This is a genomic window from Occallatibacter riparius (assembly GCF_025264625.1).
GTDB lineage: Bacteria > Acidobacteriota > Terriglobia > Terriglobales > Acidobacteriaceae > Telmatobacter > Telmatobacter riparius.
In genome coordinates, this window is sequence record NZ_CP093313.1 from 2991473 (window position 1) to 3009692 (window position 18220).

Annotated in this window: 9 protein-coding genes; all 9 read left to right on the top strand. The window is 60.2% G+C overall.

Features of this window, described 5'->3' with window-relative positions; genetic code table 11:
- Positions 1 to 34 precede the first annotated feature (34 nt).
- The 9 genes from MOP44_RS12100 (at position 35) to MOP44_RS12140 (ending at position 18220) form a co-directional block, all read left to right on the top strand.
- Positions 35 to 2479 carry an ABC transporter permease gene (locus MOP44_RS12100; protein ID WP_260796291.1) on the top strand — a complete coding sequence of 815 codons (2445 nt, stop codon included), beginning with the start codon at positions 35 to 37 and terminating at the stop codon, positions 2477 to 2479.
- 42 nt (positions 2480 to 2521) lie between these two features.
- Positions 2522 to 5119: an ABC transporter permease gene (locus MOP44_RS12105; protein ID WP_313901069.1), complete on the top strand. Its 2598-nt coding sequence runs from the start codon at positions 2522 to 2524 to the stop codon at positions 5117 to 5119.
- A gap of 14 nt (positions 5120 to 5133) precedes the next feature.
- Positions 5134 to 7602, top strand: a complete 2469-nt coding sequence (locus MOP44_RS12110) for an ABC transporter permease (protein ID WP_260796292.1) — start codon at positions 5134 to 5136, stop codon at positions 7600 to 7602.
- Positions 7603 to 7619: 17 nt separating this feature from the next.
- The gene (locus MOP44_RS12115; protein ID WP_260796293.1) at positions 7620 to 10112 is read left to right on the top strand and encodes an ADOP family duplicated permease; all 2493 of its coding nucleotides are present in this window, start codon (positions 7620 to 7622) and stop codon (positions 10110 to 10112) included.
- 8 nt (positions 10113 to 10120) lie between these two features.
- Positions 10121 to 12652, top strand: coding sequence for an ABC transporter permease (locus MOP44_RS12120; protein ID WP_260796294.1), 2532 nt, complete (start codon positions 10121 to 10123; stop codon positions 12650 to 12652).
- A 66-nt stretch (positions 12653 to 12718) separates the two neighbouring features.
- On the top strand, positions 12719 to 13420 hold the full coding sequence (locus MOP44_RS12125) for an ABC transporter ATP-binding protein (protein ID WP_260796295.1): 702 nt from the start codon (positions 12719 to 12721) through the stop codon (positions 13418 to 13420).
- Positions 13417 to 15474, top strand: coding sequence for a TolC family protein (locus MOP44_RS12130; RefSeq protein WP_260796296.1), 2058 nt, complete (start codon positions 13417 to 13419; stop codon positions 15472 to 15474). The genes MOP44_RS12125 and MOP44_RS12130 overlap by 4 nt, the downstream gene beginning before the upstream one ends.
- A gap of 78 nt (positions 15475 to 15552) precedes the next feature.
- Positions 15553 to 16890: a sigma-54-dependent transcriptional regulator gene (locus tag MOP44_RS12135; protein WP_313901073.1), complete on the top strand. Its 1338-nt coding sequence runs from the start codon at positions 15553 to 15555 to the stop codon at positions 16888 to 16890.
- A complete protein-coding gene (locus tag MOP44_RS12140; RefSeq protein WP_260796297.1) occupies positions 16880 to 18220 on the top strand; it encodes a sensor histidine kinase in 1341 nt (446 codons plus the stop codon). The genes MOP44_RS12135 and MOP44_RS12140 overlap by 11 nt, the downstream gene beginning before the upstream one ends.

Sequence of the window (18220 nt, forward strand, 5' to 3'; positions counted from 1 at the left end):
TAAGTTGTGTACGGCCGAACGGGAACGGTGAACGATGATGAGCCATTTGCTTCAGGATTTGCGTTACGCGATGCGGCAACTGCGCCGCGCCCCGGGTTTCACGCTGGCGGCCGTGCTCACGCTGGCCCTGGGCATCGCCGCCCTTACCACCGTGTTTACCTGGATCAAGGCCGTGCTCTACGATCCGTGGCCGCACGTGCGCGATCCCCGGTCGCTTCGCTTCATCGATGCAACAGTGCGCGGTTCCGAAGGCTATTCGGTTCACTTCGATCAGGTAGAGTATCTGCGCGAGCGCAACAAGAGCCTCGATGATCTGACCGCATTCATGGTCAACTCTGTCGACTTCGCGTCGCAAGGAGCAGCGCCTGAGGCAATTTCGTCTGGTCTTGTTTCCAGCAACTATTTCCGGCTGCTTGGCGTGGCTCCGCAGCTCGGCCGGTTCTTCGATCCCAACGCGAACGACCGCGCTTACGGCTCGCACGACGAGGTTGTGCTGAGCGACCGCGAGTGGCGCGTCCGCTTCGGAGCCGATCCCCAGGTGATCGGCCGCGCAGTGTGGATCAACCGGCACCAGTTCACAGTAGTCGGCGTGGCGCCGCGCGATTTCCTGGGAATTTTCGGCGGCATGGCAGAGGACATGTGGCTGCCGCTTTCAGCTGCGCGATCACTGCAAGCTGATCCGGGTGCCGATCCGCTGAAGACTATGGGGCTGATGGCCGGCGGCAGGCTGCGCCCCGGCGTGTCAGCCGCACAGGCAGCAGCGGAACTCCACACACTGGCGCGCCAATACATGCACGAGAAGAACTTCACCGGATGGGATTTGAACCTGCGCGACTCTGCGCATTTCGAACGCGGATTGTTTGGCATCCTCGGTGAACAAATGCCAATCCTGCTCGGGGCCTCAGTTCTTCTTTTGCTCCTGGTGTGCGTGAACACGGCATCCTTGATGGGGCAGCGCGCCGTGCGCCGCAGCCGTGAGATCGCCATCCGCACATCTCTCGGCGCCACGTCGCGTCGCATTGCTCGGCAACTGCTGGTGGAAGCACTGCTGCTTGCAATGGGAGGCGGACTGATTGGCTGGGCTGCGAGTCTCCTCCTGTCGCATTCGCTGTATGTGCTGCTGCCGACCTTCGGGATGCCGATCAGCTTCAACCTCTCGACCGATTGGCGCGTGCTCGGCGTCGTTGCTGGGCTGGTAATGATTGTTGCCCTCCTGTGCGGCATGATGCCCATCCGGCAGGCGCTGCGCGGTTCGCAGAAAGATGCGCTGCGTGAAGGCGGCCAGTCCATTGTGGGCGCGGCGCGCGGCCGCTGGGCCAAGACCGCTGGCCTAGGGCTCCAGCTTGGGCTTTGTTTCGTTGTCCTGGCGAGTTGCGCGCTGCTGACGCGAACGATGTTGAAGATCGTCGAACGCGCACGCGGTTTCGAGCGCGAAGGCTGCCTGACCGCAAGCCTCTCCCTTTCTCGATCCGGGTATACGGCTGCCAAGGGCTTGGCGTTCCAGCAGAGCTTGCTCGACAACCTGCGTGCTGCGCCCGGCGTGCTCGATGCCACTATGACCACGCATCTGCCCATGGGCGATGACGGATCGGGCAATACATGGGGCTTCGACGTGCCGGGCTACAAATTCGGTCCCGACGAGAGCAAGGTCGTCGTTACGGATCTCGAAGGGCCCGGCTTCTTTCATGCCATGCGCATCGCGATGGAGCAAGGCCGCGAGTTCACCGATCAGGATCGCGACGGCGCGCCTGCAGTAGCGGTGATCAATGAAGACATGGCGCACCGTTACTGGCCGAAGGGGAATGCGTTGGGAAGCACGGTGATGGTTGAGAAGAAGCCTGTTCAGATCGTCGGCATCGTGAAGAACTACGCGTATTACAGCCCGGCCGATACCGATCCGTTGCCGGTGCTGTACATCCCGCTTCTACAGCATTATCAGGGTCACGTCTTCATCGCGGTCCGCTCGCGGAGCACGGAAGGTGCGGCGCTGCCCGCGCTGACGAATACGGTTGCCAAGCTTGACTCCGCATTGCCTCTGGAAAATGTGCAGTCGCTCAAGACGGTCACTGAAACCAGATATCAGATTGCGAGTATTCCCGCCGAACTGCTGGGCGTATATGCATTGGCGAGCCTGCTTGTAGCCAGTCTCGGACTCTACGCCGTGATGGCGTATGCGGTGACAGAGCGCAGCCGCGAGTTTGCGTTGCGCATGGCGGTGGGTGCAACGCGCGGGCAGGTCGTCAGCTTGGTGATGCGCGGCGGGCTGGAAACGGTGTTGGCGGGGCTTCTAATCGGAGGCATCGGTAGCTTCTTTGCGGTGCGGCTGCTGCGCTCGGCTTTATTCGGTGTGGGCCTGTTCGATCCGGTCAGCTTTGCCGGAGCCGCTGCCGTTTTGGTGGTTACGGTTCTCGCAGCAGGCATCGTGCCCGCGCGCCGCGCTGCAACGATTCAACCCATGCAGGTGCTAAAGACTGAGTAGGGTCTGCGCGTGCCAGACCAGAAAGTGAATTGGAGGATGTAATTGCATTCAGCACGAACCAGGGAGGCCGGCTGGCCGGCAGAGATGATGAACCAGGTGATTCAGGATATCCGCTATGCGGTGCGCCAGTTGCGCAAGTCGCCGGGCTTTGCGCTTACGGCAATCGTTACGCTGGCATTGGGCATTGGAGCGAACACCGCCATATTCACACTGGTGCAGGGCATTCTTCTGCGTTCGCTTCCGGTGGCCGATCCCTCTCGCCTTTATCGCATCGGTGACACTGACGATTGCTGCGTGAACGGCGGCTTCGTCGGCGACAATGGCGACTTCGACATCTTCTCCTACGACCTCTACCAGCACTTCAGGAAGTCGGCGCCCGAGTTCGAGCAACTGGCCGCTGTGCAGGCCGGGCAACCCATGTTCAGCGTTCGCCACGGCCAGGCGCCGGCGCAGGAAATTCATGGCGAGTTTGTCTCGGGCAATCTGTTCTCGACGCTGGGAGTGCAGCCGTTCGCTGGGCGCATGATGAGCGAGGCCGATGACCAACTCAATGCCGCGCCCGTGGCGGTACTCAGCTTTCGCGGATGGCAGGCTGACTTTGGCGGCGATCCTTCCATTGTGGGATCGACCATATCGATCCAAGCGCACCCGTTCACGGTAATCGGCATTGCTCCGCCCGCATTCTTCGGTGACCGCGTCACAGACAGCCCAGCGGAGTTCTGGATTCCGATCTCGATGGAGCCGTTGGTCCACGGTGAAGAGCAGGCCATCCTCCATCATCCCGATCAGCATTGGCTTTATCCAATCGGCAGGGTCAGGCAAGGCACCAACATCGCCGCACTGCAGTCGAGGCTCTCGGGTGTGCTGCGCGCGTGGCTGTACTCGCGCGAGGCTTACACCAAGAACGGCGGCAACACGATCATCCCCAAGCAGCACGTCGTGGTTGTGCCGGGCGGCGGCGGAATCCAGAACATGCAGCAGGAGACCGGAAAAGGTCTCAAGATGCTGATGATCCTGTCCTCTGTTGTGCTGCTGATCGCCTGTGCGAATATCGCAAATCTACTTCTGGCGCGCAGCACAGCCCGTCGCGCCGATATAGCTGTACGCATGGCGATGGGAGCTGGTCGTCGCCGCGTTATCCGGCAGGCGATTACCGAGAGCGTGCTGCTGAGCTGTATCGGCGGCCTTGCCGGCCTTGGCATCGCCTATGCAGGTTCGCGCACGATTCTCGCCTTAGCGTTTCCTGAGGCGCACCATCTGCCGATAAGCGCGAGCCCGTCACCGCTGGTACTGGCTTTCGCTTTTCTTGTGTCTCTGATAACCGGTGTGCTGTTCGGCCTTGCGCCGGCGTGGCTTGCTCTGCACGCGCAGCCTGCTGAAGTGCTTCGTGGCGTGAATCGCACAACGCGCGATCGCTCATCCTTGCCGCAGCAGGTCCTGGTGATTCTGCAGGCGGCGCTCTCCATCGTGTTGCTGGCCGGAGCGATTCTGATGACTAAGTCGCTTGGCAACCTGGAGAACCAGAATTTCGGCGTAGCCATAAACAATCGCTACGTCATGCACGTCGATCCGGCTGGCGCCGGTTACAGCATCGATCGCCTGCCTGCTTTGTATCGAGAGATCGAAGACCGATTCTCTGCGCTGCCGGGTGTCGCACATGTCTCCATGGCGCTCTATAGCCCTCTCGAAGGCGATAACTGGGGCGAGTGCGTAATTCAGCAGGGCCATCCTGCTCCCGGCCCGAATGACCGCTGCGGATCGACGTGGGATCGCGTGAGCCCGGGATTCCTGCCGTCGATCGGCGTGCCGATCATTCGAGGCCGCGACATCAGCCAGCAAGACACGGCCGCTTCCCAGCAGGTTGCCGTGGTGAACCAGACGTTTGTCGATCGCTTCTTCGCCAAGCAGGATCCGATTGGGCAGCACTTCGGTATTGACCTGCCACAGTACTCCGGCTCGTTTGAGATCGTCGGCGTCTTCCGCGACTTCAAGATGAACAATCCGCGCAGCAAGATACGCCCGGTGTTTCTGCGTCCGCTGGCTCAGAGTTTCAATGGATACAAGGAACCGCCGCTCAAATCAGGCGAACAGCAGTCCATGTTCATTGATGCGATCATCGTGAACTTCGGTGCGCCGCAGCAAGACGCGGATGCGTTGCTCCGGCGGACTCTTGCTTCCATTGATCCGAATCTCACGGTTGTGGACCTGCGGCCCTTCCAGACGCAGGTTATGGGGAACTTCGACCAGGAGCGTCTGGTCGCGCGGCTAACGAGTTTGTTCGGAATCCTCGCGTTGGTGCTAGCGTCCATCGGACTTTATGGCGTGATGGCGTACTTTGTCGTTCGACGCACCAGCGAAATTGGAATCCGCATGGCGCTTGGTGCGACACGCTCAAACGTAATCGCTATCGTGATGCGCGGGATCGGGATCCAGGTCGGGATTGGACTTGCCCTGGGCATTCCCGCGGCGCTGTTGGCAGGTCATCTGATGGCCAGCCAGTTATATGGAGTGGGTGCTTACGATCCCTGGGCCCTTACTGGAGCAACGCTGGTGCTCGCCTTGTGCGCTGCTGTTGCCGGGCTTGTTCCAGCGCGCAGGGCGGCGTCAATTGACCCAATGCGGGCTCTGCGTACGGAGTAAGAGGAGAGATCCTTATGATCATGCGCGATATTCGTTACGCTTTACGCCAGCTTGCAAAAGCTCCCGGCTTCGCGGCGACCGCTATATTGACGCTGGCCTTTGGTATCGGCGCAACTGCCGCGATCTTCTCCATTGTGGAAGGCGTGTTGCTGCGGCCGCTGCCCTTCGGGAATCCGCATGAATTGATGCTCATAGGCGACACCATTGAGGGCGCAGGATTTCCCGGAGTGTCGGCTCCCGCTCCCGAGATGCTCCAGTACATCCGTGACACGCACGGCTTCTCAAGCATCGGCGGCTTCCGCGACACCTATTACGAGCTTTCCGGCGCAGGCGAACCCGCGCAGGTCAACGCCACTCGCTTGATGGCGAATGTGTTTCCAACTCTCCAGGTGTCACCGGCTCTGGGCCGCGTATTCACACAGCAGGAAGACCAGGGCAAGGTGCAGGTCGCGGTTCTCAGCTATCAGACCTGGCGCAGTCGATTCCACGGTGATCCCCAGGTGCTCGGCCGCACCATACAACTCGATCGCAAGCCTTACGAAATCATTGGAGTCATGCCGCGCGCGTTCGAGTTCCCCTTGGTTCCCGGTCAACTGAATCGCAGTGAGCTTTGGGTGCCAATGAGCCTGACCCAGGCGGATATCTCCAATGCCGGAAGCTGGAACTTCCGCATGGTAGCGAGACTCAAGCCCGGCTTGACCGCGCTGCAGGCGCAGCAGGATATGGACGTGGTCTCTCAAGACATCATGCGGCATTTTCCGGCGGGAATGGCGAGCCTGAAGATTCACGCCAACGTGCAGCCGCTCGACGGCTACACCGTTGCGAGCGCGCGACCGCTGATCCGCACGCTCTTCATGGCTGTCGCGGTTGTGCTGTTCATCGCATGCGCCAATCTTGCCGGACTTCTGCTGGTTCGAGTGATCCGTCGCCGCCGCGAGATCTCTGTGCGGCTTGCGCTTGGTGCGAGCGCTAAAGCAGTACTGACGCAGAATCTGATTGAAACGCTAGTCCTCAGCGTGTCCGGCGGCATTCTGGGCCTTGTCCTTGCGTGGCTTGCCTTGCGCGTTGGAATTCGAGCTCTACCCGAGACACTTCCGCGCGTGAACGCCATCGCTCTTGACGGTAAGGTTGTGGGATTCGCTCTTCTGCTGGCCATCATCACGGGATTGGCTTGCGGTCTGCTGCCCGCCCTCGCAGCCTCGCGTACCCAGGTGAATGATGCGCTCAAAGAAGGTGGGCGCACCGGAACCGCTGCTGGCCATACACGATTGCGCGGCGCGCTCGTGGTCACGCAGCTTGCAGTAGCGCTTGTGCTGCTCACCGCGGCCGGACTCCTGCTCAAAAGCTTCGAGAAGCTGCGCGAGGTCGATCTCGGATTCCACACCGATCACATGCTGACCGCTTCGTACAGCCTGCCGCGTCAGCAGTATTCAACACAGGCCAGTGTGGACAATTTCGATCAGGCACTGATTGCTCGCTTGCAGGAACTGCCTGGGGTTCAGGCAGCGGGCATCACATCGGCGCTTCCCGCTTCCGGCAATGAGGACAATACCGGATTCTTCCCGGAAGGATATGAGCCTGCCAGGGGCGAGACGCTCTTCTCCGGATGGCCATCCGCGATCATCGGCGACTATTTCCATGCGGCAGGTATTCCCATCCTGCGCGGCCGCAACTTTACACCAGCGGATCGCGATGGAGCGCCTCTTGTCGTGATCGTGAACCACGCCCTTGCGCAACGCTATTGGCCCGGCCAGGATCCCATCGGCAAGCGTATCCACATCGGCATCAAGGAAACTCCGCTGCCGTGGATGACCATTGTTGGAGAGATCGGCGACATCAAAGAGACCAGCGTGGATCAGGACACGCGCCCGCAGTTCTATCAACCCGCTGCGCAATCCAGAGCGTCGCTCGGACAATTTGCCACGGAAGGATCGCTGAACGGCGACGGCGGCTCGATTGTTCTCCGCAGCTCCATTCCCCCTGAACAAATGGCCGACTCGCTTCGCTCCGTGGTCCGCGCGATCGATCCGCAACTGCCGCTCACGCAGGTAGAGTCCATGGACCATGTGGTGTCGGAAGGCCAGGCGCCGCGCAGATTTAACACGGCACTCATCTCGGCCTTTGCCGGAGCCGCGGTGCTACTGGCACTGATGGGCATCTACAGCGTCATCGCATTTTCGACGGCGATGCGCACGCAGGAGATGGCCATCCGACTGGCGTTGGGTTCGCAGCGCTCGGGCTTGCTACGGTTGGTGCTGATTTCGGGCGCAAAGCTCGCATTGGCGGGATGTGGGATCGGCCTGATCGGCGGAGTCTTCGCCACGCGTCTGATGCGAACTCTGCTGTTCCAGGTCGATCCTATCGATCCATCGGTGCTCTCTGTAGCGACATTGGCCGTTTTCATTCTTGCTCTTGCTGCTTCCTACATTCCGGCGCGGCGAGCCGCGTCCATCGAACCCATGCAGGCTCTACGCAGCGAATAGAAGGGAGGAACGCCGCAATGAACGCATTATTAAAGGATGCCCGCTATGCTTTGCGCCAGTTGAGGCGTTCGCCCGGTTTCACGCTCACAGCGCTGCTCACGCTCGCGCTCGGACTTGGCGCGACCGCCGCAGTCTACAGCGTGGTGCAGTCTGTCTTGCTGGAACCGCTGCCATACCCAGACGCTGACCGACTGGTGGGCCTGGCGTTTACATTTCCCCACGAGGGGCCCAATGCTGAGCAGACCGGAGCCGCTGCAGAGTTTGTCCGCGATCATACTGACGCTTTCGCCTCCGTCGCCGTAATGGACGACGGTAGCGCCGCCGTGAACCTGTCCGTTGCCGGAGGCCGCGCCGAGCAAGTCAGTTCGCTGCACGTCTCGAACGGATATTTCCGCACGCTGGGTGTTATGCCGGCGATGGGCCGCACGTTCAGTGTGGATGAAGACCGTCCCAACGGGCCACGTGTTGCGATTCTCAGCCACGGACTGTGGCAGCGCGCTCTGAATGGGGATCCAAATATCGTCGGACGCACCGTGCGAATAAACCAGGATACCTTCACCGTCGTCGGAATCATGCCTGCAAGCTTCATAGTGAGCGCGGAGAGCGCGCCCGGCGTGATGGGGACTCCCGACCTCTGGACTCCGCTGCAGCTCAGCCCGAAGGATCCGGGCTACAGCGGTGACAACTACCAGATGATCGGCCGGCTTCGTCCCGACCTTTCGCTGGCGCAGGCACAACAGCAGCTATCTGCGCTGCAAAGCGCGTTCTACGCCCAGTTTCCCAATTACAGGAACTGGACTGATGAGTCGGCGGCAAAGACCCTGCACGAATTCCGCGCGTGGAAATTGCAGGACGTCGTTGTTGCGAATGCACGCCGCAGCCTGATTGCTGTGCTGGGCGCTGTCGTGGCCGTCCTGCTGGTTGCCTGTCTAAACCTTGCCGGCCTTATGATGGCGCGGTCGATGCGCCGCGCACGCGAGCTATCTCTCCGTACCGCGCTCGGCGCCACGCGCACACGGTTGGTTCGCCTCATCGCAGTGGAGGGACTGTTGCTCGCATTGGCCGGAGGTGCGTTGGGTATAGTCGTCGCCCGTGTGACGACTGGTTTTCTCTTGAAGGCCTCGCCGCTGCCGATCCCCAGACTCCACGGCGAGCCGGCGTTCTGGCTGCTCTCCGCCGTTGTACTTGTTCTTGCCGTACTTTCTGCGCTGGTCTTTGCGATCTTGCCCGGATGTTTCGCCTTGGGGAGCCGTTCGAGAGAAGCGCGTCTAAATGGTCCAACGCTGGGAGAAACCATATCGCACGCGCGAATCTCGCGCATGCTCGTCGTTGCGCAGGTTGCCATGGCGGTGGTTCTTGTTTCAACCGCGTCGATTCTCCTCGGTACGTTCCTGCGTTTGCACGCGCTGCCTTCAGGCGTTGAGCAGAAGCAGCTCTCGGTCTTTCAGGTCACGCTGAAGGGCGATCGATATGCAAGCACGCAGCGTACCGGACAATTCGTTAGCACTGTCCTTGAAGAGTTGCGCCACATCCCAGGGGTCGACCGCGTGGCTGCGGTGAACGGCCTTCCTTTGGATCGCGGCTTGAACCAGGGAGGCAATCCTGCGGACCGCCGCGACCTGCGCCAGACCGTCGAGTTTCGCGCCATCACTCCGGGTTACTTCGTCACCATGGGGATGCATTTGATTGCCGGGCGCGATATTACCGATGCCGATCGTGCTGGGTCCGATCGTGTTGTTGTGATCGGCGCATCAGCCGCGCGGAAGTGGTGGCCCGGCCGATCACCCATCGGCGAAAGTGTTCAACTGGGCGGTCCGGTTCGTTGGCGCATCGTCGGCGTTGTGCCTGATGTGCAGATGCATTCGCTGGTCGAAGCGCAGGGAATCGAAATCTACGGCCCGATGGCCCAGCTCTCCGACGAATCGACAGCGGTCCTAAATGGATGGTTCCCCACTACGTTTGCAATTCGCACGGCTGCGCATGTGAACCTCGCGGCGAGCGTTCAGAACGCCGTGGAGAAAGCCGATCCTGAAATCCCAATTGCGCGCTTTACAACGATGCAGGATGTCATCGACTCTACGATTCAAGCCCCGCGCTTTTTCTCGATGATCTCAGCGGGATTCTCAACGTTCGCTTTGGTGCTCACCATCATTGGGATCTTCGGCCTGCTTAGTTACCAGGTCACGCAGAGAACACGCGAAATCGGTGTCCGCATGGCGTTGGGGGCTAGCCGCCGCTGGGTTTTGGGTTCCTACCTGCGGCGCGGCATGGTTCTTACAATCTCCGGAGTAGCGCTCGGCCTGATTGTTTCGACCTTGCTTCGGCCCATCGTCCAAGATCTTCTGGCTGACGCCGGAATCGATACCATCGCTCAGAAATTTGTTGTGAACGGCGTCTCGGCAACGGCCATTGCCGTGTGCGCAGTTGTTGCGGCAACACTCGCAGCAAGCTGGCTGCCGGCCCTTCGCGCAGCTTCGATCGAACCCATGCAGGCACTGCGCACGGAATAGGAGAGATCATGCACTCGTTGATTCAGGACCTTCGATACGGCCTTCGCCAGTTGCTCAAATCGCCGGGATTCACGGTGACCGTGGTGCTGACGCTGGCGCTCGGAATCGGCGCCAATGCCGCTATCTTCACTCTGTTTGATCAGGTGCTGCTGCGCATGCTGCCGGTGAAGAATCCCAAGGAGTTGGTGCGGCTCGATTGGAGCGGAGCGTTTTCTGGATCAATGAGTTCCTTCGGCGGCGACCTGCCGGATCGCCACAGCTACTTCTCCTACCCCATGTACAAGGACCTCCGCGACCAGAACAAGGTATTCCAGGGAGTGATGGTTGCCGATAGATCGCAACTCGGCCTCTCGTGGCACAACGAAGCCGAGAGCAGAGACGGAGAAATCGTCAGCGGGAATTACTTCGACCTCCTTGGGCTCAAACCCGCCGCTGGGCGGCTCTTCACCCCTCAGGACGAGACAGCCAAGAATGCCAACGCCGTCGTGGTTCTGAGCTACGACTATTGGCGCACTCGATTCTCCGGATCCCGCGATGTTCTTGGCCAGACGCTCCTCGTCAACGGACATCCATTCACAGTAGTTGGCGTTGCACCAAGTCATTTTGATTCGGCCATCGGAGGCTACCGGCCTGCAGTCTTTGTTCCGGTCACGATGGTTGAGTACGCAATTCCCTGGCGCGCGCAGCTCGACGACCTGAACAATCACAAGTCGGCATGGCTGACCGTAGTTGCTCGTCTGAAGCCCGGAGTAAGCGCTGCCCAGGCGCAAGCCGCACTTGCGCCGCTGTGGCGCTCGCTGCGCACCTACGAGTTCTCGCTTTACAAGTCGCAATCGGAGCGATTCCGCCAGCGTTTCATCGATGCCTCGCGGCTGAGTGTCGTTGACGATTCCCGAGGGTTCAATCCCAACCGCGCCGATCTCCAAAAGCCGCTCGTCATTCTAATGAGCATGACCGGCCTGCTGGTGTTGATGTGCACAATCAACGTTGCCACGCTGCTCCTCCTGCGAGCGTCCGCTCGGGCAAGAGAGATGTCGATGCGCTATGCGCTCGGTGCTCGCCGGGGCCGCATTCTTTCGCAGCTGCTCGTTGAGGGCGGCATGCTCGGCCTGGTCGGTGCTGCCGCAGGACTGGCCTTTGCACCACTCGTGACGCGCCTGCTCATCCGCATCATGACCAGTGCCGATCCGGGCACCGAGCCATACTCCAGCGCCATTGATGTGCGCGTGCTTCTGTTCACGCTCGGAGTCTCACTCTTCGCCAGCCTGCTCTTCAGCATCGCGCCCGGCTTTCACTTCATGCGTCCGGACCTCGCCGGCTCGCTGCGCCAGTCTTCGGGAACAGCCTCGCGCGAGTCGCAGCGCTTCCGCAAGATCGCGGTCGGCGCGCAGATCGCTCTAAGCGTCATGCTCCTTGGTGGCGCTGGACTGTTCGTTCGCACACTCGACAATCTTCGTCACGAGCAGGTGGGCTTTGAAACCAGCCATCTCGCCACGTTCGTCCTTGATCCAACCAACTCCGGATATGGTGAGGACCGCACACCGCAGATCGTCACCAGTGCCATTGAATCACTGGATCGCATCCCGGGCGTTGCTCAGGCTGCGGGCACCACAGATCCCGAACTCACCGGAGACAGCAACACGTCGAACTTTTCCATTCAGGGCTACAAACCTGGTGAAGAAGAGAACATGAACTTTGAGGCGGGGACGGTCACGCCGGGCTACTTCTCAACACTGCACCAGCCTGTGCTTGCGGGCAGAGAATTCACGGTCGCCGATGCCAAAGGCCAGCCCAACGTTGCAGTCGTCAACGCAGCGTTCGCAAAGCGTTTCTTCGGGTCGCCGCAGAATGCGATTGGCCGCCAGTTGGGCAAAGGCTCAGGCAACGATACCAAGTACGACATTACGATCGTCGGCGTCGTAGGCGACATCCGTCACACCGATCTTCGTACGCCGCTTGGCCCGGCAGTCTATAAGCCCTACTTCCAGGAAGAGCACCCAACCGGTGTGGAGATGTATGTGCGCACAGTACAGCCGCCGCAGATCATCGAGCCCGCCATCCGCCGCGCGATGCATGAGCTCGATGCAAACCTCGTGGTCAACGGCCTCCGCACCATGGAAGAAGAGATCGACCGTAGCGCATCCGACGAGCGCGCGCTTGCACTGCTGGCTATCGGCTTCTCGCTGCTCGCTGTGATCCTCGCCGCAGTTGGGCTCTATGGTGTGCTGGCCTACTCTACCGAGCAGCGTACGCGCGAAATCGGCGTACGGCTTGCGCTCGGTGCGCAGCGCTCCAGCGTGGTTGCTCTTGTGCTTCGCGAGATGGTGCTCATCGCAAGCATCGCTGTGGTCGTGGCTCTGCCTTCCACCGTGGCTCTAGCGCACCTGTTTACCAGCCAGCTCTATGGCGTAAAATCAACCGACCCAATCACCCTTGCAGTAGCTGTAGTCGTCACGGCTCTCATGGTCATGCTTGCGGCCGCTCTTCCGGCGCGGCGCGCCGCCGGTGTTCAACCCATGCGTGCATTGCGCACCGAATAACGAGGCCGCGCCGGCTCCCCGCCGCAGTCGACCCCAGTCAGGTTTTCGAGATCGGAGTAAACACAAATGATTGACCTCAAGAATGTAGAACGCAGTTACAAGACCGGACACACCGAGACGTGGGTGTTGCGCCGCGTCGGCCTCACCATCAATGAGGGCGAGTTCGTGACCGTCATGGGACCCTCCGGAGCAGGGAAGTCATCGCTCCTGAACGTGCTTGCCCTGCTCGATGACGGCTGGTCAGGCGAGTATTGGTTCGGCGGCACTGCGGTGCACGCGCTTAACCGCAAGCAGCGCGCGGATCTAGCGCGACAGCGCATCGGCATGGTCTTCCAGAGTTATCACCTGCTCGACGATCTCACGGTTGCTGAGAACATCGATCTTCCGCTCTCCTACAAGAACCTCGCCGCGAAGCAGCGTGCCGGCATGGTGGCCGACATTCTCGATCGTTTTCAGATCGTGGCCAAAAAGGATCTCTTTCCCAATCAGCTCTCCGGCGGCCAGCAGCAGCTTGTCGGCATCGCGCGCGCCGTGGTTCACGCGCCGTCATTGTTGCTCGCCGATGAGCCTACCGGCAACCTGCACTCTACGCAGGCACGCGAAATCATGGAGCTGTTCCGCGAACTCAACAAGCAAGGTACCACTATCGTGCAGGTCACGCACTCTGAGGAAAATGCCCGCTACGGCTCGCGCATTCTCGAACTCCACGACGGATGGCTCACCAAAGACATTGCCGTCGATTCTCCAGTTGTCACGGGGGCCCAGTGAAAGACGATCGAAATCAGAAAGCATTCGACACGCAGATGAATTGCCGCACTCATGTTCCTATGCGCACGCGCCTGCAGGCCGTGCTTGCCATTCTCCTTCTGCAGGCTAATTTGGCGTTGGCTTTTGAGCCCGCGCCCGCCCAGCAATCAACTCAGGCGCCGCCTGCTGTTGCGCCCGACACGCCTGCGCCCACGGCGACTACGGCGCCGGCGACGCAGCCAACGCTCGCGCAGACCATGCAGCAGCAGGCTGCTGTGCCGCCGCAACAACCGTTTTATGTGGAACTCCCGCATTCGCGGAAGCCGTTCTCTCCATACAGGCCCAGCACGGCGCCCGAGTTGAACCTCGCCAATTCGCCGCGTCTGCAAAACCTCATGCGCGACGGCAAGCTCTACATCTCGCTGGACGACGCGATTGCTCTTGCGATTGAAAACAACCTCGATCTGGCCTACTTCCGTTACAACTTCCCCATTTCCCAAACAGACTATGCGCGTACCAAGGCCGGCGGCAGCGCAAATGGCGTCAATACGGGGATTGTGCAGTCATCCACGCAGGGTGGTTTTTCCGGCGGCAATTCAGGTGGCGGTGGTAGCAGTGGCGGCGGTGCGGCTGCGGGAGCAGGCGGCATCGTCACCTCCACGCTGGGTGCCGGAACTGCGGTCCCCTCATTCGATCCCTTCATCAACTTCAAAGGGTTCGTGGACCACAATGTCACCCAGGAGGCAAATCAATCTCAGGTCGGTGTCCCTCTCTTCAAAGAGAATACGATTGAGGGTTTGGTGTATTACACCCAGTCATTTCCGCTGGGCACAAACGTGAACATTAATTACCAGGGCGAGCGCCTCACCAACAATAGCCCCTACTTTGCCATTAATCCCGAGCTCTTTTCAAATTTCCAGTTTGTACTTTCGCAGCATTTACTGGCCGGCTTTGGATTCGCGACGAATCGTCGCTACATGCAGATCGCGAAGCAGAATATGCAGATCACTGATCTGGCCTTTCGCCAGCAGGTGATTGCGACGGTCACGCAAGTCGAGAACATCTATTGGGACCTTGTGAATGCCTATCAGGACGAGCAGATCAAGGAGAATCTGCTGGCGTTTTCGCAGAAGACTCTGTCCGACGACCAAAAGCAACTTGAGCTTGGCGCCATTCCCGCGATGCAGGTCATGAAGGACGGATCGGACGTTGCTACCAGCGAGGGCGATCTTACAGTGGCGCGCGCCACGCTGCGTCTGAATGAACTCCTGATGAAAAACGCGATCACCAAGACCGACGATCCGACCATTGCCGTGATGCCGGTGATCCCTCTCGATACCAAGGGTCCGGACAATCCCAACGCAACGAAATCGATTGACGACCTGATTGCCCAGGCCGAAAAGAAGCGCCCCGATGCCGCCCAGGACGAGATCGCAATGCAAAAGGCGGCGCAGAATCTGCAGTCCATCAAAAGCACCCTGCTCCCGACATTGGACGCCTATGGTGTGTATGCGGGATCGGGAACGGCCGGAGAGAAGAATCCAAACTGCCATCTAGGCGCGGATCAATGCGCTTCGGATGTCCCCCCGGGGTTCGGCGACATGTTCAAAAACACCTTCAACTACACCGCGCCTGAATATCAATTCGGCATCAATCTGCAGATCAATCTGCGCAACCGCCAGGCCAAGGCCGATCAGTTCAGAACCGTCTTGGAGTATCGGCAGACACAGATCACATTCGAGGAGCAGAAGAAGACTATCCGCTTCGACGTGCGCAACTCGCAGTTCGCCTTGCAGCAGGCGCAGGCCCGCGTAGACGCAGCACAGAAGTCGAATGATCTGGCGCAGCGTACATTTGACATCACCAAGGAGGAACAGAAGCTCGGAGCCAAGTCCAACTACGACACGCTGGTCGCGCAGCACGCGCTGGCCATCACCCAGTCCGCTCTCGTGGCTGCAAAGACCGAGTATGAGAAGCGTAAAGTGGACATCGATCGCGCCACTGGCGAGACTTTGGAACGCATGGGTGTTTCGATCGATGATGCCAAAACAGGGGTCGTCTCGCATGCGCCGTAAAATGTCAGAAGTATCCGTAAAGAAGAGCGGCGCAGTGGGAGGCTAGCCATTCCAAGTAAGCAACCGAAAATCCGCGTTCTGGTAGCCGACGATCAACCGCACATCCTCGAGGCTGTAGAGTTGCTCCTGCAGCCTCAGGGGATCATTGTCGATTGCGTCCGCTCGCCGCAGCTAGCTCTTGAAGCGCTAGGCCAAACCGACTACGATGTACTGCTCATCGACCTCAATTACACGCGCGACACGACCTCCGGGCAGGAAGGTCTCGACCTTCTGGCCCGCATCCAGGAGATGGACTCGCGCCTCCCTGTGATCGTGATGACAGCCTGGGGCAACATCGACCTGGCTGTCGAAAGCATGAAGCGCGGAGCACGCGATTTCATCCAGAAGCCGTGGGAGAACGAGCGACTCATCAGCCTCATCAAGGTCCATGCCGAACTGCACCAGGCCTTGCGCCGCGCCCGCCAGCTTGAGTTGGAGAACCGCCTTCTGCGCGCCGAAGGCATGCCGGAATTTGTTGCCAGCGCTCCTTCCATGCAGCCGGTACTCGAGCTCATCGCTCAGGTTGGCCCGTCGGACGCCAACGTGCTTATTACCGGTGAGCACGGCACCGGCAAAGAAATCGTCGCCAAGCTCCTGCACGCTGCATCGCCGCGCTCGCGCATGCCATTGGTCGCGGTGAACGCCGGCGGATTGCCTGAAGGCACGTTCGAGAGTGAGATCTTCGGCCATGTCAAGGGTGCATTCACTGACGCCCGCACTGACCGCATCGGCCGCTTCGAACTCGCCAACAACGGCACGTTGTTCCTCGACGAAATCGCCAACGTCCCTATGCGTCAGCAGGCCAAGCTGCTCCGCGTACTTGAGACCGGAGAACTTGAGCGCGTCGGCTCATCGCAAACGCGCCGCGTCGATGTTCGCGTGCTCTCCGCAACTAACGCCCAACTTCACGAAGAGGCTGTGGCCGGCAATTTCCGCGAAGATCTTCTCTTCCGTTTGAACACGGTGGAGATTCATCTCCCCGCGCTGCGCGATCGCCGCGAAGACATCCCGCTGCTGGCGGTGCACTTCCTCAATCGCAGTCGCGCGCGCTATCGCAAGCAGGTCACCGGCTTCTCGTCCGCCGCGATGCAGCAGATGATGCAATATGCGTGGCCGGGCAATGTTCGCGAGCTCGAGCATACAGTCGAGCGCGCAATCCTGCTCTGTCGCACAGATGAGATCGACCCATCGAATCTGGCCATCTCAACGGCGCGTGCCACTACACCCTCTTTCGATAATATGAGCATCGACGAAGTCGAGGCTCTTCTGATCCGCAAAGTGCTTCGCCGTTGCGACGGCAACATCTCGCAGGCTGCCGACGTGCTGGGGCTCAGCCGCGCCGCACTATATCGTCGTATCGAAAAATATGGCCTCTGAGCGGAAGCCGCGCAGGCGCCGCCCACGCTCTGCGGTGCGGCGGGCGTGGCTCTTCTGTTTCTGGCTCTCACTGCCGGGACTGCTGTTCGCGAGTATTCTTCTTTACCAACAGAAGCTCAGCACCGGCGCGGCGATCCTGATCGCATGCTCGCTTCTGCTCTATCTCGTCTTGATCGCCGCGGCACTGATCGAGTCTCTCGTGCGCCCGTTGCAGACCCTGTCGAATGTCGTTGCGTCCATGCGCGAGGCCGACTACTCATTCCGCGCACGTGGAGCGGGCTCGCCCGACGCTCTGGGCGAACTCGCCACGGAAGTCAACCTCCTTGCTGACCTGCTTCAGAAGCAGCGCGTCCGCTCCCTCGAGGCTACTGCGCTCCTCGCTCGCATTCTCGAAGTCATGCACGCACCGCTCTACGCGTTCGATCGCGAAGACGTACTGCAGCTCGTGAACACGGCAGGAACACAGCTTCTGAACAGACCCTACGCGCGGTGCTTCGGGCACTCGGCACAGGAGCTTGGCTTGGAAGATCTGCTCAAATCAGCTGACCAGACGATACATTCCTTCGGCGACAAGGGCACTCGCTGGCTGCTCCGCAAAACGTCATTCCGTCAGGAGGGAATCCCTCATACACTGCTCTTGCTCGCGGATGTCAGCGTGCCCCTGCAGGAAGAGGAGCAGGCAGCGTGGAAACGGCTCATCCGCGTGCTGGGGCACGAACTTTCCAATTCGCTAGCGCCGATTAAATCCATTGCCGGCAGCCTGCTCGCGCGCGTCGATGCAATGGATGGCGACCCCGACACCATGCGCGATTTCCGGCGCGGCCTTGGTGTGGTAGAAAATCGCGCTGATTCGCTGCACCGTTTTGTGCAGTCCTATCGGCTCCTTGCGCAATTGCCGCCGCCGCACCTCAAATCCGTTTCGCTGCATCGCCTTCTTGAGCAGGTCGTCTTGCTCGAGCAGCGCCTTTCCGTTGTGCTCGAGGCGGGCCCTCCCATTACTCTGCACGCCGACCCGGATCAACTCGAACAAATGTTCATCAACCTGCTCGCCAACGCGGTGGATGCCACAGTCGCCAACAATGCGCAATCCGTACACGTCGGATGGCGCGTTGCCGATTCCGCTGCCTGGGTCACCATTGAAGACACAGGTATGGGCATTGCGAACACCGATAATCTGTTCGTGCCTTTCTATACCACAAAGCCTAAGGGCAGCGGCGTGGGCCTGGCTCTGGCACAGCAGATCGCCCGCGCCCATGGCGGTGAGATTCGCCTTGTAAATCGAGAAGGAGACGAAGGCGCACGCGCGACGGTCCGGCTTCCCATAGCCTGA